This window comes from Stenomitos frigidus ULC18 (assembly GCF_003003795.1).
Classification (GTDB): Bacteria; Cyanobacteriota; Cyanobacteriia; order Leptolyngbyales; family Leptolyngbyaceae; genus Stenomitos; species Stenomitos frigidus_A.
In genome coordinates this window covers 30,277-53,553 of sequence record NZ_PVWK01000133.1, presented here as the reverse complement: position 1 = coordinate 53,553, position 23,277 = coordinate 30,277, and the positions used below count along the sequence as shown (strand labels likewise).

General features: G+C 52.5%; 23 protein-coding genes. 8 read left to right on the top strand and 15 right to left on the bottom strand.

The features are described from left to right. Positions 1 to 42: 42 nt before the first annotated feature. The 8 genes from C7B82_RS24770 to C7B82_RS24735 form a co-directional block, all read right to left on the bottom strand. Complete coding sequence (locus C7B82_RS24770; protein WP_106259435.1) at positions 43 to 1,314, bottom strand: IS4 family transposase; 1,272 nt, start codon at positions 1,312 to 1,314, stop codon at positions 43 to 45. A gap of 256 nt (positions 1,315 to 1,570) precedes the next feature. Further along, complete coding sequence (locus tag C7B82_RS24765; RefSeq protein WP_146141255.1) at positions 1,571 to 1,789, bottom strand: KOW domain-containing RNA-binding protein; 219 nt, start codon at positions 1,787 to 1,789, stop codon at positions 1,571 to 1,573. Positions 1,790 to 1,998: 209 nt separating this feature from the next. Continuing rightward, a complete protein-coding gene (gene folE / locus C7B82_RS24760; protein WP_106259433.1) occupies positions 1,999 to 2,700 on the bottom strand; it encodes a GTP cyclohydrolase I FolE in 702 nt (233 codons plus the stop codon). A 116-nt stretch (positions 2,701 to 2,816) separates the two neighbouring features. Next, on the bottom strand, positions 2,817 to 3,539 hold the full coding sequence (locus tag C7B82_RS24755) for an SDR family oxidoreductase (RefSeq protein ID WP_106259432.1): 723 nt from the start codon (positions 3,537 to 3,539) through the stop codon (positions 2,817 to 2,819). A 459-nt stretch (positions 3,540 to 3,998) separates the two neighbouring features. Then, positions 3,999 to 4,979, bottom strand: a complete 981-nt coding sequence (locus C7B82_RS24750; RefSeq protein ID WP_106259431.1) for an acetyl-CoA carboxylase carboxyltransferase subunit alpha — start codon at positions 4,977 to 4,979, stop codon at positions 3,999 to 4,001. Between the two features lie 97 nt (positions 4,980 to 5,076). Then, a complete protein-coding gene (locus tag C7B82_RS24745; RefSeq protein ID WP_106259430.1) occupies positions 5,077 to 5,982 on the bottom strand; it encodes a glycine betaine ABC transporter substrate-binding protein in 906 nt (301 codons plus the stop codon). Next, positions 5,979 to 6,629, bottom strand: a complete 651-nt coding sequence (locus C7B82_RS24740; RefSeq protein WP_106259429.1) for an ABC transporter permease — start codon at positions 6,627 to 6,629, stop codon at positions 5,979 to 5,981. Before C7B82_RS24740 ends, C7B82_RS24745 begins: the two co-directional genes overlap by 4 nt. Before the next feature lie 13 nt (positions 6,630 to 6,642). Further along, positions 6,643 to 7,491: an ATP-binding cassette domain-containing protein gene (locus tag C7B82_RS24735; RefSeq protein ID WP_245940077.1), complete on the bottom strand. Its 849-nt coding sequence runs from the start codon at positions 7,489 to 7,491 to the stop codon at positions 6,643 to 6,645. A 91-nt stretch (positions 7,492 to 7,582) separates the two neighbouring features. Between C7B82_RS24735 and C7B82_RS24730 the strand changes: the two genes are divergently transcribed. Continuing rightward, complete coding sequence (locus C7B82_RS24730; protein WP_106259428.1) at positions 7,583 to 9,271, top strand: serine/threonine protein kinase; 1,689 nt, start codon at positions 7,583 to 7,585, stop codon at positions 9,269 to 9,271. Positions 9,272 to 9,337: 66 nt separating this feature from the next. Here the strand turns inward: C7B82_RS24730 and C7B82_RS24725 are convergent, their stop codons facing one another. From C7B82_RS24725 to pdhA, 5 genes are all read right to left on the bottom strand, one after another. Next, the gene (locus C7B82_RS24725; protein WP_106259427.1) at positions 9,338 to 9,883 is read right to left on the bottom strand and encodes a nuclear transport factor 2 family protein; all 546 of its coding nucleotides are present in this window, start codon (positions 9,881 to 9,883) and stop codon (positions 9,338 to 9,340) included. Between the two features lie 73 nt (positions 9,884 to 9,956). Next, on the bottom strand, positions 9,957 to 10,934 hold the full coding sequence (mdh, locus tag C7B82_RS24720) for a malate dehydrogenase (protein ID WP_106259426.1): 978 nt from the start codon (positions 10,932 to 10,934) through the stop codon (positions 9,957 to 9,959). 158 nt (positions 10,935 to 11,092) lie between these two features. Next, positions 11,093 to 11,308, bottom strand: a complete 216-nt coding sequence (gene ndhO, locus C7B82_RS24715) for an NAD(P)H-quinone oxidoreductase subunit O (protein ID WP_106259425.1) — start codon at positions 11,306 to 11,308, stop codon at positions 11,093 to 11,095. Positions 11,309 to 11,405: 97 nt separating this feature from the next. Next, the gene (locus tag C7B82_RS24710) at positions 11,406 to 11,672 is read right to left on the bottom strand and encodes a ssr2422 family thylakoid membrane protein (RefSeq protein ID WP_106259424.1); all 267 of its coding nucleotides are present in this window, start codon (positions 11,670 to 11,672) and stop codon (positions 11,406 to 11,408) included. 31 nt (positions 11,673 to 11,703) lie between these two features. Beyond that, positions 11,704 to 12,738 (bottom strand): pyruvate dehydrogenase (acetyl-transferring) E1 component subunit alpha, encoded by a 1,035-nt coding sequence (gene pdhA, locus C7B82_RS24705; protein WP_106259423.1) that lies wholly within the window; start codon positions 12,736 to 12,738, stop codon positions 11,704 to 11,706. A gap of 235 nt (positions 12,739 to 12,973) precedes the next feature. Here pdhA and C7B82_RS24700 point away from each other — a divergent pair, with 235 nt between their 5' ends. Together C7B82_RS24700 and C7B82_RS24695 are read left to right on the top strand one after the other, a co-directional pair. Then, positions 12,974 to 15,328 carry an IMS domain-containing protein gene (locus C7B82_RS24700; protein WP_106259422.1) on the top strand — a complete coding sequence of 785 codons (2,355 nt, stop codon included), beginning with the start codon at positions 12,974 to 12,976 and terminating at the stop codon, positions 15,326 to 15,328. 102 nt (positions 15,329 to 15,430) lie between these two features. After that, complete coding sequence (locus C7B82_RS24695) at positions 15,431 to 16,462, top strand: AEC family transporter (RefSeq protein ID WP_106259421.1); 1,032 nt, start codon at positions 15,431 to 15,433, stop codon at positions 16,460 to 16,462. 69 nt (positions 16,463 to 16,531) lie between these two features. Here C7B82_RS24695 and glyA read toward each other — a convergent pair whose 3' ends face one another. Continuing rightward, positions 16,532 to 17,815 (bottom strand): serine hydroxymethyltransferase, encoded by a 1,284-nt coding sequence (gene glyA, locus C7B82_RS24690; protein ID WP_106259439.1) that lies wholly within the window; start codon positions 17,813 to 17,815, stop codon positions 16,532 to 16,534. Between the two features lie 329 nt (positions 17,816 to 18,144). Between glyA and C7B82_RS24685 the strand changes: the two genes are divergently transcribed. From C7B82_RS24685 to C7B82_RS24675, 3 genes are all read left to right on the top strand, one after another. Further along, positions 18,145 to 18,327 (top strand): hypothetical protein, encoded by a 183-nt coding sequence (locus C7B82_RS24685; protein WP_425443663.1) that lies wholly within the window; start codon positions 18,145 to 18,147, stop codon positions 18,325 to 18,327. Between the two features lie 195 nt (positions 18,328 to 18,522). Beyond that, positions 18,523 to 19,278, top strand: a complete 756-nt coding sequence (gene pyrF, locus C7B82_RS24680) for an orotidine-5'-phosphate decarboxylase (protein WP_339375112.1) — start codon at positions 18,523 to 18,525, stop codon at positions 19,276 to 19,278. A 57-nt stretch (positions 19,279 to 19,335) separates the two neighbouring features. Continuing rightward, positions 19,336 to 19,983 carry a hypothetical protein gene (locus C7B82_RS24675; RefSeq protein ID WP_181357650.1) on the top strand — a complete coding sequence of 216 codons (648 nt, stop codon included), beginning with the start codon at positions 19,336 to 19,338 and terminating at the stop codon, positions 19,981 to 19,983. Positions 19,984 to 20,218: 235 nt separating this feature from the next. Here C7B82_RS24675 and C7B82_RS24670 read toward each other — a convergent pair whose 3' ends face one another. After that, positions 20,219 to 21,118 (bottom strand): DUF2259 domain-containing protein, encoded by a 900-nt coding sequence (locus C7B82_RS24670; RefSeq protein ID WP_181357649.1) that lies wholly within the window; start codon positions 21,116 to 21,118, stop codon positions 20,219 to 20,221. A gap of 553 nt (positions 21,119 to 21,671) precedes the next feature. Between C7B82_RS24670 and C7B82_RS24665 the strand changes: the two genes are divergently transcribed. Both C7B82_RS24665 and C7B82_RS24660 read left to right on the top strand, forming a co-directional pair. Beyond that, positions 21,672 to 22,397 carry a phosphoribosyltransferase gene (locus tag C7B82_RS24665; protein ID WP_106259418.1) on the top strand — a complete coding sequence of 242 codons (726 nt, stop codon included), beginning with the start codon at positions 21,672 to 21,674 and terminating at the stop codon, positions 22,395 to 22,397. Positions 22,398 to 22,496: 99 nt separating this feature from the next. Then, positions 22,497 to 23,198: a uracil-DNA glycosylase gene (locus C7B82_RS24660; protein WP_106259417.1), complete on the top strand. Its 702-nt coding sequence runs from the start codon at positions 22,497 to 22,499 to the stop codon at positions 23,196 to 23,198. The last annotated feature ends 79 nt before the right edge of the window (positions 23,199 to 23,277 follow it).

Below are 23,277 nucleotides of genomic sequence, written 5' to 3'. Positions count from 1 at the left end.
GCTGCACCTCCAAATCGTTGAAATCGATACCTCCATCTAACTTTACATACCGGAGCTTTTCAAGCCTGATCTACTTAAGCCAAAGGAGTGGTGAAATTGCACTAAAAACGGCAGCAAGGCTTCTGCCCGTCCCTGTTGCCGTGCCCGACTAAAATGATACAGAGAGCGAAAGACCATTTCGACGGAAATGCGTTCTAAGGGTTGGCGCAACGCTACGGCAACATCAGCACAGAGGTCCATCAACACAGCATAAAAGATCCAGGTAGCGTAGAGGATCTGGACACCATTGCTGCCACCGACCCACAAGTAGGCTAAACCGAGCAAGCGCTTCGTCAGCAAAAACGCCTCCTCAATCCGCCAGCGTTGGGCGTAGAGATCACACACCTGTTGTGCCGATAACCGCTCTGGGTCGAGGACATTGGTGAGGTAGGTATGCCAGGTGGTGCCCCATTGTACCGAGACCCGCCGCAGAGGATAGCTGCAAGGATTGGAGCGGTACACCCCCAAGGCCAAGAGTTCATCCCGATACCGGGGACCTTGACGCAGCACCCGCAGCACCTTGCCTGCAGTTTTCTGCTTCCACCGGGTGAGGAAATACTTGTTTGCCTGTGTGAAGGCATCAAACCAGGCAAAATTAAAGAAGCCTAAGTCAAACAGGAGTAACCCACCCTGGGGCAAGCGCTCCAGGAGACAGTCATGCCATCGCTGGTCATGGGCGTAAGCATCAACGCTATACCAAGCAGCCACGGGACAGCGCGAAAACGCTTCGACGACCATCATCATCTTGCCACCTAAGCCGGAAGCATGTTGTTCGAGGGTCGCGAGTTTTTTCGCCAACGACTCTAAGGTGGAACTATCGGCGCACCATACCACACCAAACTGTTGTTGGACGGTCTGCCAGTGGGCGGGCAACACTTCCACTTCTGTGCGTGGTTGGGCTTGCCGACGTGCTAAGACCTGCTCAAACAGTTGTGCGAAGAGACTCGCAGGCAACGTGCGCAGGCGGTCGGACAACGCTTGTTTGCTCACGGCTTGCGCCTCTGCCCACATCAGTCCCTCCTGCTCTAGCACCCGCAAGGCTTCGCTCAACCCACTGATTTGCCGAGACACCAGACTCAACACAATCGCTGCCATCACAGGCAACGTCAGCACCCGGTCGCGTAAGTGTCGACCCTTGTCCTGCACCGTTTTGAGCCCGGCAAACGTACCGGGACTGACCCAATCGCGCAGGCGGGCTTCGAGTGCCTCATTGCTGGGAGCAGGGGCGGTAACGGCTCGGCGTAAATCAGGATTCCCGCGACGCTGTTGGCTCATGGCACTGTGTGGAAAGCGGCTAGCCTCAGCCTAACGCGCCCTGAAAGCCCCCTTGACTCTGGCTTCTTTTTCTTAACTTGACACCAGTGGGCATGGCAATGCCCCTACGCGAGACATTCGACCTTATTTAATCTGTGTTCCTAAAAGACCACTAGGGGCAGGTTTGATCACTAGGTTAACGGCTAAATGGCAAGACTCTGGCAGAATCTGCCCGTACCCAACGGTAAAATTTTGCTTGAAAAGCCCCTAATTGGGGCTAGTTGTCTATAACTTTTTCTAACTTTTCTAGAGAGTCAGGCTCAACAGGGCCGTATTTGACATGGACGAAACCCGTCTGCTTTGTCCAGTCTCCGATCAAAAAGTAAGCGTCTTCGTTAATGGCGGCGATCGTTGCAGTGTGTCCTCGCATTAGTCCGCTTACGAGACGCACACGATCGCCCATATTTAAAGCAGTCCGTCGAACAGATTTCATCATGATGCAATGACAGTAACAGCCCTGTAAAAACACATAGGGACATACAAGCAGGTACGTCACTGTTCCAGATTGTGAGACTGCATTTAACGGTAAATTGTTCACGTTTCCAGCAAAAATCCCTTTCCTTTGAAGGGAGAGGGATTTTCAACAAGAACGTCACTGTAACAGGCACTCGACTGCCCAGGCACTTTCAGTAACTAGAAGGTGTGCTACCAGGAGGGTTGGTGTCGAATCAAGTTCAAAAATTCTTCGCGGGTTTTCTGATCTTCTTGAAAAACACCAACCATCGCGCTAGTGACCGTCCAGGAACCCGGCTTCTGAACACCACGCATGACCATGCACATGTGGGTCGCTTCCATGACCACGGCAACCCCTTGTGGTTCCAGAATTGTCTGGACGGCTTCGGCAATCTGTCGGGTGAGGCGTTCTTGGACTTGCAAACGGCGAGAATACATTTCGACAATCCGTGCCAATTTGCTGAGCCCAACGACTTTTTGGTTGGGGATATAGGCCACGTGAACTTTGCCCATAAACGGCAGCATGTGATGTTCGCAAAGGCTAAACGCGGTGATATCCCGCACCAGCACCATTTCGTTATGACCTTCGTCAAAAATGGCACCATTCACGAGTTCTTCTAGCGATTGATGGTAGCCGCTGGTCAGAAACCGCATGGCTTCAGCCACCCGTTTGGGGGTTTTCAGTAAGCCTTCTCGATCGGGGTCTTCGCCGACTCCAAGCAGGATGGTTTTAACGGCATCCATCATATCGTCTTGAAGGGCTTCAGGAGGCGTTTGCAGTTTGGGCTCTTGTCCACCACCCAGCGTGTTGCGATCGGGGCGGGTGGTTAAACCTTTAGTCTTTTTGGCAGTCGATTCGGAGCCGTTAGAACCTTGAGAAGACGCAATAGTCATGGTGATTCAAATGTAGATAACGTGACAGTGTGAAAGCAAACGTATGTGGTTGAGAAAGTCAGGCAAAGACAATCGAGAGACAGGCTACAGAGCCTGCCAAAAAGAAAGCAAAGCAATCAGAACGTGCCTGCGTTTGACATAAGGGTGAGCGCTTCAACCACCGCTTCCTGAGGCAGAAGGGCGGTGTAAAGAATCGACTGAGCAACCGTTTCTGGCGTGAGCATCGATGAGCGATCGAAGTCAGCATGAACAGTGTCTGTGTCCCAGATGGGCGTGTTCACAGAACCCGGCGAAATGGTTACAACGCGGATGCCGTGAGCACGTTCCTCAGCCGCCAGTGTTTTGGACAACGCTACCAGCCCAAACTTGCTGACGCAGTAAGCGCCCCACTCAGGAAACACTTGCTGTCCAGCGATCGAGGAGACGTTAATAATTGTTCCCTGTTTACGTTGGCGCATGCTTGGCAGAATGCCCTGTATGCATTGGAAAACGCTGGTCAGGTTTAATGCCAGCACGCGCTGCCAATCGGCTAACGGTGTCTCAGACAGCGTTGCGGTGTAGCCCATCCCAGCATTGTTAACCAGGATATCGATCGGTCCAAAACTGGTGGCGATCGCAGCTATTTTTTCGCTCACCTGCTCCACCTGCAGCAAGTCAATGGGGTAACATGCCACCTTTACCCCATGCTGAGTGGCTACTGCTGCAACAGCTTCTAACTTCGATTGAGTGCGACCAACCAAGGCAAGATGCATCCCTGCCTGGGCAAAGGCCAACGCCGTTGCTTTCCCAATACCGCTGCCTGCTCCTGTAACGAGAGCGTATCGTTCGATTTGAGTCATGAAGCAGTCTTGCTATCCTAAAGCCTAAATAATGTAGAGATTCTGAGCCGTAACGTCCTTACCCCCAAGGTCAATGATCCTAACAACTTAAGCTGAGTCGGAAATGAGAAGAGGGTGCATTGCAGTGAGCAACTTCAATACCAAAAGCCGAGGCAAACACGGAGAGCCGTTATTGTCGCGTTTCAATGGAGTGAAAACCTTGGTCGGTGCTAAATATAGATCTGTGTCGCAGACAACGGTCAATCGCAGGAAACAAAGAATACTAAAGTGCGTAGTGAAAACGCGGTTATTCCGAAAAGATGTAAACAATTGTAAAATGTAAACAATTGTTACAAAATTATTATACCACTCATGCTTTTAAAAACCGAGAAGAAAATCGATCAATGAATCAATGGATGCATGACCATTTCTATGGTTTCGCGTTGTTTGATCGCGGTATAAGCGCTCTTCCAGAACGGCTTAAAGGGGATGCTCACTGAAAACACCGATCGCTCGAAACTTCTGATAGCGTAAGTCGCGTCGCTGCTGGCTGGTCATCTGGTCAAGTTCGTTGAGATGCCGCAACAGTGCTTCTTTGAGAATTTCGGTTGTCTTGAGTGGATCAGCATGAGCTGCACCCACTGGCTCAGGCAGAATTTCATCAATAATGCCAAGTTGCTTTAGATCTGGTGCCGTGATTTTTAACGCCTCGGCAGCCTGGTGTGCTTTGCTAGCATCACGCCAGAGAATGGAGGCACACGCTTCTGGTGAGGCGACATAATAGACTGAATGCTCAAACATAAGCAGACGGTCACCGACGCCAATGCCCAACGCCCCGCCAGAACCAGCCTCACCAATGATGACGCAGATCATCGGTACACTCAAGCGAAACATTTCCCGTAAATTGTAGGCAATGGCTTCACCTTGCCCGAGTTTTTCGGCTTCCAGACCAGGGTAGGCACCGGGTGTGTCGATAAACGTCATAATCGGCATCCCAAAGCGATCGGCATGCTCCATCAACCGAATGGCTTTGCGATAGCCACCAGGGGACGCCATGCCAAAATTTCGAGTGATATTGTCTTTGGTGTCTCGCCCTTTCTGCTGACCCAACATGACTACAGGACGCCCCGCCAACCGGGCAACGCCACCCACCACAGCTGGATCGTCAAAACCACCCCGATCGCCGTGTAGCTCCATCCACTCATCGCTGATGGCCTGAATGTAATCCAGCGTGCTGGGTCGGCGAGGATGCCGTGCCACCTGCAACTGTTGGGTCGGTGACAGCCCACTGAAAATTTCCTGACGAAGCTGCACGGCACGCGCCTCAAGCTGACGGATCTCATCAGAGACATCGACGTCATTTTCTTCTGCAAGTTCACGAATTTGCACAATTCGGGCTTCCAAATCTGCGAGGGGTTTTTCAAAGTCAAGCAGAATTGGTTTGCGGTCGATCGTTGCCATAGGTCAAGGAGACAAAAACTGGGGATGGAGGAAAAAATGCACTATTGTCATTCTAGAGGTTTCTCTAGACCACACTAGCGTAGAGATTTTTGGTGCTTCAGAGATTTTTAGACTGACGGAAGGCTTGCACCACGTCTTTGATATCGCGCAGTTCGCCATCCACCAGATAGTTCAGGTGCTGCATCTCGTCGGGAGAAATTTTGCCTGCCAGTTGCTCAAGAGCAGTGCGGACTTGAGGATATTTTTGTAGCGTTGCCTCACGAACGATCGCGGCGGCTTCATAGGGCGGAAAGGCGTGGCGATCGTCCTCAAGAATGACAAAATCCGATCGGGTAATTTGCCCATCGGTGGAATTGGCTGCAACCAGATCGACTTGTTTTTGTAGGAGCGCTCGGTAGAGTAAACCCAGATTCAGCAGGCGTGGTGCTTTGGTAAAGTTCAGGTCATAGGTTTTGACCATGTTGGCATATTCCTGGCGTTCGGTGAATTCGTAGCCAAAGCCAGCTTGCCATTGAGGGACGTATGGTGCTGCCTGAGAAAGCGTTTTAATGTTGAGCGATCGCGCCATATCACCGCGTACAATCATCGCGAAGGTGTTCTGAAAACCCAATGGCGGCATCACCGCCAGCTTGAATTGTTTGGCATAGTCTTCTTTTACCTGTCGGTAGACTGCGCTCACATCTCCGATTGTCTTTTGCTTGAGAACGGTGGAAAAGGCCGTACCCGTATATTCGGGGTAGAGGTCGATTTGTCCCGACAGCAAGGCGTTATGGCAAACGAGCGTGTCACCGAGCTGCAGACGACGCACGACCTTTAAGCCTGTTTTTGCCTCAATTTGTTGCGCCAGCAGTTCGCCTAAAAGATCCTGCTCGGTAAACGCTTTGGCACCAATGACGATATCACCACGGCTATTGCTGCCAGCGTGATTGGCGCTACAGCTTGAGATCGACATCACCAGCACGATCGCCATGAGAATCCACGCAAGCAGCGGTTTGAATCTCATGCGGGCTTACCTCCTCGTCTCGTTAGTCGATGCTCTAGCCAACCAATGCCAAAGTCTGCAATCAGTGCCAGCACTGCTGCCGGAATGACGCCTGCAAGAATGAGTTGATTATTTAGCGCCGAAATGCCCCGGAAGATGAAGATGCCCAAACCACCCGCACCGATCGCAGTTGCAATGGTTGCCGTACCGATCGCGATCACCGTCGCGACCCGAATGCCCGATAGGATCACGCCCAACGCCAGCGGCATTTCTACCTGCGAAAGCAACTGCCAGTCTGTCATGCCCATACCGCGCCCCGCTTCCCGAATGGCTGGATCGACGCTCATGATGCCTGTGTAGGTGCCGCGAATAATCGGCAGAAAGGAGTAGAGCGTGAGAGCCACGATCGCAGGTGGATCGCCAATGCCTCCACCCAACGCGGGTGGCACCGTCACCAACAACCCAAACAACGCCAGACTGGGAATAATTTGCAGAATGTTTGCCGTACCCAGGACGGACTGACGTAGCGCTGGTTTGCGCGTGATGAGAATGCCCAGCGGGATACCGATCGCAGTGGCGATGAGAATGGCGATCGCCACCAGATACAGATGCTCACCTGTACGTTGCAAAATCTCCGGCGCGTATCGAACAAGAAAAAAGTTATTCATTACTCCTCACCCCTCACTCTTTACTCCTCACCGAATCCAATGTGCGCAGGGTTTTGAGAAACGTTTGCGCCTCTGGTTCGGACGATCGCAAAAACTCCTCTGGTGTTTCTAGCACCACCAACCGTCCATCCTGCATCAAGCCGATGCGCGATGCCAGTACAAAGGCTTCTTGAATATCGTGGGTGACAAAGACAACCGTTTTGCCTAATTCTTGCTGGAGTCGTCGAAATTCTTGCTGGAGTTCCAACCGTGTGATGGGGTCAAGGGCACCAAACGGCTCATCCATCAGCAGAATGGGCGGATCGGCTGCCAGGGCACGGGCAACCCCAACGCGCTGGCGTTGTCCGCCTGAAAGCTGATTGGGGTAGCGATCGGCAAACTGCGCTGGCTCTAAACCGACCAGATCCAGCAATTCGTGCACTCGCGCTTTGATGCGTTTGGGCTGCCAGTTTTGCAGAGACGGCACAAGACCCACATTGCGCTCGATCGTGAAGTGGGGAAACAGCCCCGTTTCCTGGATTACATAACCAATTTGTCGCCGTAGTTGAATGACATCCCACTCTGTCGTTATTTTCCCTTGCACGCGAACGCTGCCGCTAGTGGGGGTCAGTAGCCGATTGATGAGCTTCATTGTGGTGGTTTTGCCGGAACCGCTCCGACCCAACAGCACCAGTGCTTCTCCAGACTGGATGGCAAAATTTAGCCCTGAGAGGAGTGAGCGATCGCCCGCCATAAAGCCAACGTCCACAAATTCTACGGCAGCGCCTGCAAAAGTTGGTTCGCGTTTTGCGTCATTCGGCACCATGAGCCGCTCCAGATAACTGAGTTCTTCAAACTTACCACTCCAGCTAAAATGAGACACCCAAAGAGGCGCCTCAGATCAGGTGTCATAGACCCTGTGTCATAGATCAGGTCTAATAGATAGAGTGATGAGACGTGGAACGGGAGCGCCTATGAATTCCCTGATTGGTCAGCAGCTACAAGGCGGTAAGTATACTCTTGAGGCAGAATTGGGGCGTGGTGGCTTTGGCATCACCTTTAAAGCGACCCATCACTTCTTGGGACAAACGGTTGTCATCAAAACCCTGAACGAGTCTCTGCGCTACGAGCCAGATTACGCCGATTATCAGCGTAAGTTTCAGGATGAGGCGCGGCGATTAGCCCTATGCGTGCATCCCAATATTGTCCGCATCAGCGATTTTTTTGTTGAAGCTGGTCAGGCGTATATGGTGATGGACTATATTCCTGGCCCCAATTTGGAAGCGCTAGTGTTTCCAAATAAGCCGTTAGCAGAGGCGATCGCCATCCACTACGCTCGTCAAATCGGCAATGCGCTGAAAGTGGTGCATCAAAACGGCTTGCTGCATCGAGATATCAAACCCCAAAACATTATTCTGCGTCAGGGCACTCAGGATGTAGTGTTGATTGATTTTGGTATTGCCCGCGAATTTACGCCCGGTTCCACGCAGACCCACACCAGCTTGATTTCGGCTGGCTATGCGCCGATCGAGCAATACCTGTCTCAAGAACAGCGTACGCCTGCTACTGACGTATATGGACTGGCAGCGACCCTGTATGCCCTGCTGACGGCACGGATGCCCACTGCGTCGATTTTGCGCGATCGTCAACCGTTGCCTGATCCGCGTGAACTCTGTCCAGAACTCAGTGCTGCCACAAATCAGGCTGTTATTCGCGGTATGGCAGTAGAGGTTCAGTATCGACCTGCCAGTATGGATGAATGGCTGGCTCTGTTGCCGTCTCCCTCCGCGATCGGCTCTACACCCATTCCACCGCTTTTTCAGCCTGTTGTCGAATCTACTCGAACGGCTGCCACCCTGGCTGTAGGACGGCGGGCAGAAGGACAATCATCCCCTGCGAGAGCGGCACGATCGCCCGTTGCAACCGTTGCACCACGTGCCCCTGCACGGGCTGGGACAAATTCCCCCAGTACGACGCGTCGTACGCTGCCAATTTTGTTGGGTTTGATGCTGTTAACAATGCTTGGTACGGCCTCGATCGCCATTTTCTACAAACCGCAACCAAGCAACCAATTAACGCTGGAGCCTTCTGCCCCATCGCCATCGCCATCTCCCTCGATCGAAGCCTCGCCTAAGACAGCGTCACCAAAACCGTCGCCGAAACTGACTGAAACGCCCAAGGTTGAGCGATCGCCGTCACCATCGCCATCTGTAGAGTCTGAGGAGAAAGCAGAGGATCAGCCTACAACCGCAGTCCCAACTATTCCAGGCTTTCCTCCAGGCACTTCGGAAGGTGACATTAAAGCCGCCTTGGGAGAACCCACCAGTAAGGCGGAAAAAGGCTTCTGGAACAACACCCGCACTGCGCTTTATGAGGTGGTGCCAAATAAAGTGACATTGGGGTATATCTACGATCGCAATTCCGGTAATGTGCGTCAAACCGAAGCATCCTTCGCTCAATCGGTTGACTCACTGCAAATGAAAGTCGCCCTCAACAACATGACAGGCGGTCAGGCTAATGATCTGCTAGACAAGTTGGAAGCGGTGAAGCAGCGAAAAACAAACGAATACACATTCACCAAAGGCAACCTCAAAGGCATCATTCAGCGCAACGATCGCGATCGGATTTACATTGGCGTTTGGGATGCTGATCTACACAATTGATAAAAGACTGCTGCTAGATGATTATTAAGTCTTCCAGGTGCGATCACACTGATTTATTTACCGTTTCTACTTCACCTCGATCGTCGAATTGCTTGTCACTGCTGTTGCCAAAATTTGTCCCTTGATGCGCTCAAATTTGATTGTTTCTTGAGAGATGGATGCGAGCGTTCCCGGTTGTCCTTTGAGGGTTGATTCTTCTACAAGCGTGCAGGTGGCTGTTGCCGTTTGACCATTGGGGGCAATCTTAATTTTGAGGTTTTTGTACTGGCTACTGTAACGTTGCGTGACCTCGAAGCCCTGCTGAAGATACTGACGATACTGTTCTCGTGTCAGATTGAGCGTCTGGGAATGAGTGCCTAATCGTATGGTCATCTTAATGGCGATCTTGGGAGCCATGTACTTCATGATGCCATCCACATCTCTTTGATCCGTTGCTGTTGCCATCGCATTAAAAAGATCGCGAATCTGGCGTTCACTAATAGCAACAGCGCGTGCCTGTTTGATAAAGTCTGGGACTTGATGAGCGGTTGTAACCACACACCCAACGTTGGGTACGGCTATGCCAAACAGCAGGCTGGTAAGCAAGATACTGATGCGATCGACTCGGTTCATAAGGACGGTTGTTAAGCAATGAAGGCAGAAATCAGAAAAAAGCTGACGGCTAATCGCTGACGACTAATCGCTGCTATGAATGACTGGATGCTAACAAGGCCTCAACGCGATCGCTCGTTTGCCTCACGGCTTCGGCTGATGTGTGTAGTGCTACAAGTTCTGCATCGGTCAAGTCCAGTTCTAGCACGCTTTCAATGCCCTGACAGCCTAACCGACAGGGCACGCCGACAAAGACATCGCGCAATCCGTACTGACCTTCAAGATAGGTTGTGACAGGCAAAATACGGCACTTGTTGAGCAAAATCGACTCCACCATGACGCAGGTGGACGAAGCTGGTGCATAAAAGGCGCTACCTGTTTTCATCAAGTCCACAATTTCAGCCCCGCCTTTGCGGGTGCGATCGATCAACCGCTCTACGGTTTCAACAGACATGAGTTCGGTAATCGGAATGCCATTCACCGTTGTGTAGCGGGGCAACGGCACCATCAAATCGCCATGACTGCCCAGAACGGTGGCGTGAATGTCACTGGTAGACACGCCTAGCTCCATTGCCACAAAGGTCTGAAAACGAGCCGAATCGAGGACACCTGCCATGCCCATCACCTGATGTATGGGTAAACCGCTGGCTTTCCAGGTGATGTGAGTCATCTGATCCAGTGGATTGGTGACAACGATAAAGATTGCATTGGGAGAGTGGACGATCGCCTGCTTCGTCACCGCCAGAACAATCTTGCCGTTCGTTAGCATTAAGTCATCACGGCTCATGCCCGGCTTGCGTGGCAGTCCCGCTGTAATCACCACCACGTCCGAGTGGGCGGTATCGGCATAATCATTGGTGCCAATAATCTGGCGATCGTGCCGCTCAATGCCCCGTGCTTGCAGCAAATCAAGTGCCAGCCCTTGTGGACGACCTTCCACCACATCCAGCAGCACCACATCAGCAAGATTTTTCTCGGCAAGACGCTGTGCTAGAGCGCTACCAACATTACCAGAACCAACAACGGTAACGCGAGTACTCGCACAAGCGATCGTAGACGGGGTTAAAACCATGAGAGGAGTGAGGGGTAAGGAGTGAGGAGTAAGGAGTGAGGTGAGTTAAAGGCAACGAGGTCGGAAGAAGCATGTCTGGCAGCGTTCCCTAATCGTAAAGCGAACTACCCATCATGAAAGGCTTTGTTACTCACACCTCACTCCTCTCTCCTCACACCTTACTCAAAGGACTCGAGCTGATCTTGTCGTAACCAGATATTCGGAGTCGGAGTAATGCCGAATTTAATCAGGGCATAGTCGCCGCTCAGGTCAACGACTTCACCTTTGGACTCAAAGATATAGGACGAAAAGCGAGGATCGCTGGCTTGCGCTTCCAGGCTGTTTTCTAGCTTCTCTTTGACTGCTCGAACAAAATCACCGCGTTTGATTGGCATAGCGCTACCGTTCAATGATTCACATCTTTCAGCATTGTACGGCGGAAGCAGAACGGGCGATCGTACTCCCAATGAATCTCTCAGCGACTTAAGCCGCTCAACCACTGGCAGCCTCGCCAGAAACCAACGCCCGGATGACTGGAGCAAACGCCTGGAACGCAGGTGAGAGAATGAACACCGATGCAGCCGCGATAATGATGGTTGTGGCGAGTCGCACGACCTGATCAGAGGCTTTTTGATAAGTGTCGAACTTGTAGTCGATTTTTTCGACCTCCCTTTCTAGCCGATCGAGCCGTTGGCTGATCTGCTTCAACTCACTCAAAACCTGCTGCTGAAAGTTCTCTGGCGTGCTATCTGCTTGCATCCTGCATCACCGCAAAAGTGTGAGTCATTGCCTAATCGTTGTCTGCAAAGACGTACTTGTAAAGATCCTTTGGATCTGGTTCTGGGCTTTCCAGCGCAAACGTTACGGCTTCTTCGACAACTGCCTGGATTTTCTTCTCGATCGCCTTCAGTTCGTCCTGACTCGCCAATTTTTGCTCCAACAGATGTGCTGCCAATTTCTTGATCGGGTCGCGGGCAAACCAGGCTTCTTTTTCTGCCTTCGATCGCAGTTCGTCCGGGTCTGCCAGTGAGTGACCCCGGAAGCGGTAGGTGAGGCACTCAATCAGCGTGGGACCTTCGCCAGCACGCGCACGGGCAACGGCTTCCTGAGCAATAGCGCGCACTGCAAGTACATCCATGCCATCAACTTCGTAACCGGGCATGCCAAACACGCTGGCTTTCTTGTAGATTTCGGGCTGAGAGGTGGCTCGTTCATGCGCCATGCCGATCGCCCATTTGTTGTTTTCCACCACGTACAGAATCGGCAACTTCCACAGCGCTGCCATGTTGAGGCATTCAAAAAACTGACCGTTGTTTGTGGTGCCATCGCCGAAGAACGCCGCCGTGACTTGATCCGAGGAGGCATCGCCCATCGCTTCCCGGCGATATTTGGATTGGAAGGCCGCACCCGTTGCGACGGGAATCCCTTCACCAATAAACGCATAGCCGCCCAACAGCCGATGTTCTGCCGAGAACAGGTGCATGGAACCACCACGCCCTTTGCTGCAACCCGTTTCTTTGCCAAAGAGTTCTGCCATCACGTTGCGCGCAGGGACACCCGCACACAGCGCATGAACGTGATCGCGATAGGTGCTGCAAACATAGTCCTCACCGGGTCGCATGGCTTGAATCACGCCCGTTGACACCGCTTCTTGCCCGTTGTAGAGGTGGACAAAGCCAAACATCTTGCCGCGATAGTACATCTCAGCGCATTTATCTTCAAAAAAACGCCCCAGCACCATGTCTTCGTAGAGCCACAGCCCTTCTTCTTTGGTCACTGTAGCGGTGGCGGCTTGAAATGTTGGGAAGACTCTTTCTTGAACCATTGACTTTATCCTAAATGACTGAATCCTGGCAGGGAGATTTTCTATCTTCGCTTGAACGGGTCAAGTTTCCTAGAATCAAGTTTTCTAGAATTAATGTTACTTACAGGATTTTTTTGCTTATCCTGAGATAGACTGCCACTCTGGCATCTACGCGCTATGATAATGGCACCTTTTTGGCTGGCGATTATCCGCTACCATAGCTTAACCTTACTGCTTACCGCTAGGAAAGTGCACCGTGCGTATACCGCTCGACTACTATCGGATACTGGGTTTGCCGATTCAGGCTACTGCTGAACAGTTGCGACAGGCACACCGCGATCGCACCCTGCAGCTGCCCAGGCGGGAGTACTCGGATGCGGCGATCGCCTCCCGTAAAAAGCTTTTTGACGAAGCGTTTGCGGTACTTTCCGATGTGGAACAGCGCCAGCTTTACGATACCCGCTTCCTTGCCAGAGCCTATGAGCTTGAACCAGAAAACGGAGCTGCGATCGACAAACCGCATGGACAGTCGCCAGAAGCCGATGCTGGCAGCGACTCCCATACACCGAGTATTGAAATTCAGGACGACCAGTTTGTTGGCGCTCTGCTAGTACTGCAAGATTTAGGCGAGTACGAGCTCGTGTTACGGCTAGGGCGACCGTTCTTGACGGGCGGTAGCGCCAGCCTGAAACAGGTACAGTTTGGCGATCCCAGCATTGTTTTTTCAGATATTGTGCTGACGGTCGCGCTTGCCTGTATGGAATTAGGGCGAGAGCAGTGGCAGCAGCGGCAATATGAAAATGCCTCAGAAGCGCTGGAAACGGGTCAGCAACTGCTCTTGCGCGAAGGGTTGTTTGCTGAAGTGCGTGGCGAAATCCAGTCGGATCTTTACAAACTGCGCCCCTATCGTGTCCTGGAGCTGCTAGCGCTTCCCGAAGACCAGCCAACTTTGCGCTATCAAGGCATGCACCTACTGCAAGACATGCTGCAAGAGCGGGACGGCATTGATGGTGCGGGTGATGATCAGTCTGGGTTAAATATTGATGACTTTTTGCGCTTCATTCAGCAGTTGCGCGGTTACTTAACCGCTGCTGAGCAACAGGTGTTGTTTGAGCAAGAAGCGCAGCGTCCTTCACCAGTGGCAACCTACTTAGCAGTTTATGCCCTGCTAGCGCGTGGTTTTGCTGAACGTCAACCAGCCTTAGTGCGACGAGCCAAACTGATGCTCACTCGTTTGAGTGGTCGCCAGGATGTCCATTTGGAGCAGGCTGTCTGTGCTTTGTTGCTAGGGCAGACAGAGAAAGCTAGTCAGGCACTAGAGCGCAGTCAAGACTATGGTCCGATCGCGTTTATTCGCGAACATTCCCAGGGAGCACCTGATCTCCTTCCTGGCTTGTGTCTTTATGGTGAGCGCTGGCTGCAAGATGAAGTGTTTCCGCACTTCCGCGACTTGATGCAGAAACAAGCCTCCCTGAAAGACTATTTTGCGGATCAGCAAGTGCAATCCTATTTGGAAGAACTGCCGGAGGATGCTGATGCCGATGCCGCCTGGTCGCTCCCGTTGCACGCATCGGTCGCCAACGCTGGTTTAGACAACACGATCGGGGATTCTGCTAACCGTAGCCGCGGTGATCGGGGCATGACCGAACCGCTGACCGTTGGCATGAATGGTCGCTCGCGGCGCGATGGCATCCAGGCAGTCGGCAATGTGGCCGAGGGTAACCGTGTGGCGACTGAGCGATCCCTTGAACAAGAGATGAGCCACGAGTACCTGATTAATACCGCTCGTGCCCATATTGCTGCCCGCACAGGCGCCGCAACCATCTCTCCTGAGCATTCCGCTGAGGGTACACTGCCCGTTGCCGAGCGCGTACCACAGTCTTCACGGACTCCTACCGCAACTGCAACTCGTCCGGCGGCTGACCGTGTTCGCCCAGCCAACCGTTCGCATGGTAACGGTGATGGCCGCGGCAACCCTGCTGCTTACCGTCGGGGTGAACGACCTGCCAAAACCAAATTAGCCGCTTTGCTCCCCTGGCTCCTCCCGCTGGGGCTCATTGCGGCGATCGTGACCTTGGGCTTTATGGCAGGCTCACTGTGGCGACGTGCTTCGACACCAACGGTACAGGAAGAACAGCTAAATTTGCGGCTCGATCGTCCTTTGATTGACCAGCCATCACCCACTAACACTGCGACCCCCGGTAGCAGCCCTACCGCATCTACGGGACTCATCACTGCCACTATTGCCGAAAAAGTGATTCAAACCTGGCTCTCTGCTAAAGCAGATGCAATGGGGGCCGATCACAACGTGGCACCGCTAGCAAAAATTCTTGAAGAACCAAAGCTGGCTGAATGGGAGGGTGCAGCGGCAGATGCCAAGCGCAGTAATCAGTACCGAAAATACGAGCATAGCGTCAAGGTAAGCTCAGTGGAGCCGAACCAAACTAACCCTGACCAGGCAAGTGTCTTAGCAGATGTGACTGAAGCGACTGAGTACTATGAAGCCGGACAGCGTAAAGGTGCTGAGTCCAGCCCTAATTTGCGCATTGATTATCAGTTGGTACGGAAAGATGGCGTTTGGCTGATTCAAAACTGGAAGCTTTTAAAGTAAGGTTTTGTAGCTGCGTTGTAGCTTGGTGCTGATCGCGTCATCTTACTGCTGGCGAGCTGTTTAGAGTTCAGTGTCGGTTTTCAAGCCGTAGATGTCTAAATCATGGCTGATACGCTCTTTGACGCCTATTTGCCGCTGGTCTTGTGGACTGGACTGGGGCTCATTACCTTTCGGTTTATCCCGCAAGCCTTTCCTCGCTTTTTGGGTCGGGCGCTTTACTGGGTTGGCGTTCCCTGGCAGATTTTAGCGCTGGCACGGCAAACAGACTATGCCCAAAATATTGGGCTAGCTCCAGTAGTGACGATCGCGGGTCTCATTTTGGGGCTACTCCTTGCATGGCTGAGTTTGCAAGCCTATCAGCGCTGGTTAGCACGATTAGTGCACGCTCCCTTACCATTGCCTGAAACGCATGGTCTGCCGAATGCAGTCACGATCGACTCACTTGCTGCAACCTTACCAGCCGAAGGTGCCACTGTGGGATTAAGCCGCTCTCAACGTGGCAGCTTTATTCTGGCAGCGACGATCGGCAACACTGGCTTTATTGGCTTGGGATTGGTGCCTGCCCTGATTAGTCAGCCTTACCTAGGGTGGGCTGTTTTCTATAGCGTGACGCACAACATCGTCGGCACCTATGGCGTTGGGGTGTTTCTCGCCAGCTACTATGGCCGATCGCAGCTGCAAAACCACTGGTCGGTGCAACTGCGCGATGTGCTGTCAGTGCCGTCTTTATGGGCCTTTGCGATCGGCTCCCTGACGCGATCCGTCCCACTCCCCGACGCGATCGAGCAAGGGTTACAGGCCTCTCTCTGGTTCGTCATCCCCGGCGCATTTTTACTTATGGGGATGCGCTTGAGTCAGCTTCAAGGTTGGCACAGCCTCCAGCTTGCAATTCTTCCCACGCTGTTAAAGATGCTTGTGCTACCTCTAGCCATAGGTCTGGGTACCACGCTGCTAGGTTTGTCAGGCGATGCCCGCTTAGCGCTGGTTTTAATGGCAGGTATGCCCAGCGCCTTCGCAGGACTCATTCTCGCCGAAGAATACGAGCTAGACAGAGAACTCATCGCCAGTAGCATTGCCCTAAGCACGATCGTGCTTCTCTTTACTATCCCGCTCTGGTTGTTGCTATTTCGTTGAAAGTCAGTAGTCAGTGAAATGAACTACTGACCACTAACGACTAACTGCTGACCACTGATCTCCTAGCTCCTACACCAAGGCTGGCACCGGAACATTCAGATGCGGATAGAGCGGAAAGCGGCTGCATAGGTTGGCAACACGCTGGCGGCAGTCCTGCGCGACTGTGGCGTCATCCGGGCTCAGCAGACGATCGGCAATAATGTTGCCAATCTCTGTAAACTCTGTCTGACCCATACCGCGTGTCGTCATTGCGGGTGAACCTAACCGTAGACCGCTGGTGACAAAGGGCGATTCTGGATCAAACGGCACCGTGTTCTTGTTGGCTGTGATGTTAACACCGCTCACCAACTGATCAGCCAGCTTACCCGTCATGCCAATCGAACGCAGGTCTACCAACAGCAAGTGATTGTCGGTACCGCCAGAGACCGTCTTCAGCCCCCGTGCCTGTAGTTGAGCCGCCAGAGCGCGAGCATTCTCGATCACCTGACCACTGTAGGTTTTGAACTCAGGTTTAAGTGCTTCGCCAAACGCCACAGCTTTCGCAGCGATGACATGCTCCAACGGGCCACCCTGACTACCAGGAAATACCGCTTTATCCAATTTCTTGCCCAATTCCGCATCACGAGTCAGAATCAAGCCGCCTCTGGGGCCACGAAGGGTTTTATGGGTCGTCGTCGTGACGACATCACAGTAAGGGATGGGGCTGGGATGGTGCCCTGTAGCAACGAGTCCAGCGATGTGGGCAATGTCTGCCAGCAGGTAAGCGCCGACTTCATCGGCGATCGCTCGAAACTTGTCGAACTCAATCACACGAGGATAAGCGGAATAGCCACAGATCAACAGCTTGGGGCGATGCTGTAGCGCCAGTGCTCGAATCTGGTCATAGTCCAACTGCTCTGTTTCAGCACTCACACCGTAATGCTGTGCCTTAAACCACTTACCCGACACGTTGACCGGCGATCCGTGGGTCAAATGTCCGCCGTGGGACAAGTCCATGCCCATGATAGTGTCGCCAGGTTCCAGCAGACTCAAGAACACCGCGAAGTTTGCCTGTGCGCCAGAATGCGGCTGTACGTTCGCATGGGCGGCTCCAAACAGCTGCTTGGCACGATCGATCGCCAGAGTTTCTGCCGCATCAATGAACTCACAGCCACCGTAGTAGCGCTTGCTAGGTAGCCCTTCGGCATACTTGTTCGTCAGCACAGAACCTTGCGCTGCCATCACTGCCGCAGAGGTAAAGTTCTCACTAGCAATGAGTTCCAGGTGATCCTGCTGACGCTGGAGTTCCTGCTGGATAATGGTAGCGATCGCGGGATCAGTCTCGGCAAGAAAGTCAAAGTTGGTTCGAGTCACAGGAGGAAACCCCTCAAAAAGCGGAATAACAGCGTTCAGAACGATCGTTAAGCCAAACGTCCTTTTCCACTTTAGCAGCCGCAATGCTGGTCGAGAAAAATCACCAACTCGTAAGAAGCCGGGTTTCTGAATCAATTGGAAAACTTGGCGGCATGCACCCGAAAGAAACCCGGCTTTTACAGTCCTGCTCAAAATGAGTCCAGCAATACGATGGTGCGAAGCGGGGCGTATTAAGCTGTGTACCAGCGAACCTCAACTCGTCTGACGGCCTCATACAATAGAGTTAGGGATCGATCGTTCACCAGAGGTGTTGTATGCTGGTCATCCTCATGGACAATCAACTCATTTCCCCGCAGACGGTCTGCGAAACGTGTCTGATGGCAGATCAAAGCGGCAAACCTCGCTGGCAGAGCGGTCAGCTTCGCTGCGGTCATGCCATTCGCAAGGCGGCAGAACAGCAGCCCGACCAGTTTGAGTGCCAAATGGGCTTTCGGGTTGCAGATATAAAGTAGCCACAATGAACTGCATACAGCGGCATGGATGAGAGGCAGGGGGCAGAGGCAGAAGAGTAGTTGGTTGTTAGTTGTTAGAACGCCGGCAGAGGGCAGGAGGCAGAATTAATGCAAAACTCAAAACTCAAAACTCAGGCTCAGAAGTTCTAGCGCTGGTTGCTTCAGGTTGTAAACTGGATTCGTCGAGTGAGCCGCATGGATATGTCTGTTGCAAATAGTTCTGCTGCAAGTGTGTCTGTTGCAGAGCGTGTCATCGTCCCGCTGGATGTATCGAGTGAGCGCGCAGCGATCGACCTCATTGAGCAACTGCCTCAAGTCACTTTTTGGAAGGTCGGGCTAGAACTCTTTGTCAGCAGCGGATCGGCTATTTTAACTGCACTGAAGGCAAGACAGAAACGGGTTTTTCTGGATCTTAAGTTTCACGATATTCCCAATACGGTTGCTGGTGCCTGTGGCGCGGCCGCTCGTCATGGCGTGGATTTAATCACACTACACGCGACAAACGGTAAAGAAGCATTGCAAGCGGCTCAGAAGGCCGCAGAAGCGGGTGCCGCCGCAGTAGGACATCCAACGCCAAAACTACTGGCGATCACGCTGTTGACGAGTTTAACGGCGCGATCGCTCGCCTTCGAGCTGAAAATTCCGCTTGAGCTGCCAGAATATGTACTGCACATGGCGCTACTGGCACAAGAAAACGGGCTTGCCGGAGCCGTCTGTTCCCCTCAGGAAGTAGAGCAGCTGCGGCAAACCTGTGGCGATGACTTTTTACTGGTGTGCCCTGGCGTCCGGCCCACTTGGGCAGACACAAACGATCAACGACGCACTGTTACACCCGCAGCAGCACTGAAAGCGGGTGCGAATTACCTGGTGATTGGTCGTCCGATTACAGCTGCAGATGATCCAGCTGCGGCTTTCGAGCGCATCTGCGAAGAACTGGCAACGGTGGTGTAGGGGCCAGGTTGTAAAGGGTGTAGGTTATGGGATAGGGATAGAGGAAAGCGGAGACATATGGTGATCAACCGGAACGGCACTCGCTGTCAATACGCACTGACTGGCCTGGGAATGGTTGGACTATTAGCCATGCCAATCGATGCTGCCACACTGCCTAGCGATCGCCTCCCTACTCAACCGAATCACCCCTTTCTCCAAAAGCCCTCGCTCCTTACCCCACACCCCTCACGTCTCCCTTCTCTTCTCACCCGCAAGTTCTCCTGCCCTGCTGTACTTGAACCGCTGACGGCTGCTCTTTTGCGAGACTTGCCAGGCTATATCAACCGTTCCAATTTTCGCCTGGCTTCACGGCCCAAAACGAACCCAACATATGCCATTGTTGCTAGCCAGCCGGACTTTGTGCCGTTGCCAGCCGATTCTAGCGAGTATCCAAGCCCAAAGGATGCCAATCTACATCAGGTCTTTTTCACTGTTTTAGAACGACAGTATGCAGGCAAGCAGGTAGTTGAGTTTCAGCAATTTCATTGGCTATTTTTGACGCAAACGGCTGACGGTTGGCAACTAGCGCTCCTCTTCTCTCGTATTGGCTCTTATCCGAGCGATCGACAGCCCGTGACGCCACCACGCGACAGCAGCCAAAGTGCTACTGCTGAAGCGATTCGAAACTGGCTACGCAGCTGTGAAGCAGGAGCCGTCAAGTCTTGAGGGGTATTAGTTAGCGATCAGCGATCAGCGATCAGCGGTCAGCGGTCGGCTTTTTTCGAACTCCTGACCTGACCCTTAGTTTTGAGTTTTGAGTTTTGAGTTTTGAGTTTTGAGTTTTAGGAGAGAAGAGGAGCGTGAGGGAAAAGTTTGAGTTTTGCATTAATTCTGCCTCCTGCCCTCTGCCGGCGTTCTAACAACTAACAACTAACAACCAACTACCCTTCTGCCCTCTGCCTCACAGAGCAAACCCTTGCACGATCGTCGTTCCCAAGGTGCCTTCAAAGGTTGGTTTGGTGGTAGTGATGAGAACAGCGACTCGCTTGCCATCGGGCGATAGCGTCACCTGACGAATGGAATAGTCCAGCACGTTGTCTCTAAAGTTGTTGAGGGAGTCGAGCGATCGCTGCTGTCCGTCATAAGTCACTCCTAGCTGCATTGAAGCTTTGTCTGCTCTGCGTTTCTGCTGTAAATGAAGCGTTAGGGGTTGGTTGTTTTGTAATCGAACTGTAACGGTTTCGCTGCCATCAACGGCGCGCGATCGTGACAGGATTGGTATTTCTGTCCCTGCGACGGGGGGCGTCAAGTTCAGATCCTGGCGCGTTTTCCAGGTTTGCTTCAATAAATCGGTTTCGGCTTCAGCCGTCTTCATTTCTGCTTCTTTTTCGCTGTAACGCGTTTCGATGCACCCGTTTTCGACACAGCGATTAGAGGCGACATCAACTAGCTGCAACATAGACTTCGGCACGCCAGCACCTGTATCGCGCGAGCTTTCCAGATAGATAAAGTAGTTGCCGTCAGGTGAAAAACCAGCCATTCGCGGGGTGGCCCGAAAGGTTGGAGTGCGCTCAAGCGGCAGTGTTTTAGTCGGTTTTGCGGCGATCGGTGCTTGCGGCGAAGGGGCTACACTGGGCACGATCGACCGTTTTGACTGGCCCGCTGCCGAGGGTGCAGGCGTGTTCCTTCCTGAAGGTGCTATGGATGGCGTTGGCGATGGAAAAGCTTCGGGTTGTGTCGCAATGGGACTGGAATCATCAGTCGTCGAATTGGGCGACGTTGATTGCGAACAGGCAGTAAATAGCACCACTGCTAATGCTAAGGGAGCCGAGCGGAGGATCGTTTGAGATAGTTGCCACATGGGAGTGTTAAAGAAACAGGAAACACAAGCAGTTGGCTCAATGTATCGCTTTCGGAGGAACAAGCCAACACTGCTGTTAGGGATACTAAGCAGATACGCTGCTTGATGAAGTGATTCCGGAGTACGCACTAAGTGACTGTAAAGAAATAATGTCATGAACCTTAGCCGTCAGCCATCAGCGGTCAGCCATCAGAGAAAAGCTGATAGCTGATAGCCGATAGCTAATCCAAAAGTATGCAGTTATTCTTTAACAAGTCCTAACACTGTCTATGCAGAGGTGTCACTGCATTGAGGCGGCAACCGGGTGAGCCGATTGGAAAAAATCGGTCATGATGAAGAGTATTGGAGATCTTGCACTACTCGTTACACCCGCTAGACGGTGAATTGTGGACTAAGGGGCAAAGTCCGTTCAAACGGACTCAAACGCTGCATTGATCAGGCTTTTAGCCCATTTTAATGGTTTAAGCAATAAGCCTCAAATTCATGTGAGGGCAGGCGATTGGGAAAGGTGCAAGCTTTGAACTATCCCTGCGACTGTGTTGAGGGAGTAACAATGTCATTTTTACCGTTTCGAGACACACACTCGATCGCCTACTTTGCCGATCGCCATGAGGCGGGTGAAAAGCTAGCGCAGGCTGTTTTGTACGAGGTCAAGCAACAGCCTGAATTGGAGACTGCACGGTTTGTCGTTTATGCGTTGCCGAAAGGTGGCTTGCCGATCGCTGCCCCCATTGCAGCCTTGCTAGGCTGTCCACTAGATGTCATTGTGGCGAAAAAGATTACCCGCCCTGATAATGTGGAATTGGCGATCGGAGCCGTAACGGCAGATGGGCATGTGGTCTGGGATGCTCATCGTCGTGGTCTATCCGTCTTGCCCTCCTATATAGACCCGCGTACTTCTGTGGCAACTTTTGCGCCTTCCAACCAGTACGATGAGGCGCTGTATGAGGCGCTTTGCCACGCTCAGGCTCAGTTAGCAGAACTGTCTCCTGACAGTCCTCGCTTCAGTCCGCAGGGAGCGATCGCTATTCTGGTAGACGATGGCATTGCAACGGGTATGACTATAGCGGCGGCGGTGAAGGCGGTGCGATCGCAACGACCAGCCCAAATTTGGCTATGTGCGCCTGTTGCGCCGCTTGAGCTGATGCCGTTACTGCAGTCTTATGGCGATCGGGTGATTGTGCTTGCAACGCCGCATCCCTTTTACAGCGTCAGCCGCTTTTACAAAGCCTTTCCACAAGTATCGATGGCAGAAGCTGCCGCGTACTTACAATATTAAGAACGATTACCCTAGAATTTAGAGACTCAGGAGTATGTCCCTCTTGAGAAACCTACTCCCAACGGGCATTTACCAACCGCTCTACGCATTTGCAGATTCATGGCAACCGAAGACCAGATCAGCCTGTTTAACCTTCCGACCAGTCAAGAGTCTCCACCACCCAAAGACTTTGACCCTGAGCAAATTCCTGTGGATGCCAAAGTGCCTATTCCAGTTGGCACTTATCAGACGATGGAGCAGATGCAGGCCCATTGCAGTCGCTGTTTTCGCTGCGGGTTAGGGCAGAGCCGCACGCATGCAGTGGTTTCACGGGGCAGCGTCCTGGCTCCGATTATGATTGTGGGCGAGGGCCCAGGACAAAATGAGGATGAGCAGGGAAAACCGTTTGTCGGCAAATCTGGGCAACTGCTAGACAAGATTCTGGCATCGGTGGAGCTGAGCGCTGAGCAGGATGTCTTCATCTGCAATGTGGTGAAATGTCGTCCCCCCGAAAATCGGACGCCTACCAACGATGAAGCCGAAGCCTGTAAAGGCTATTTGCTGGAACAGATCCGCATCGTGAACCCGAAGATTATTCTGTTAACCGGGGCGACGGCACTCAAGGGCTTATTGGGGATTAAACAAGGCATTACAAAAGTACGAGGACAGTGGATTGAGCAGGACGATCGGCTCTACATGCCGATTTTTCACCCTGCTTACCTGCTGCGTAATCAATCACGGGAGCGGGGGCAACCCAAGTGGCTGATGTGGCAAGATATTCAGTCAGTAAAAGCAAAGCTGGATGAACTTCAAGAAGGTTAGGATCAGGAGTCTAATCACTCCCGCATTCTCCATAGAGGCGCGTAGCCGTGCGCCTTTACCTGTAGACAATTTACCGATT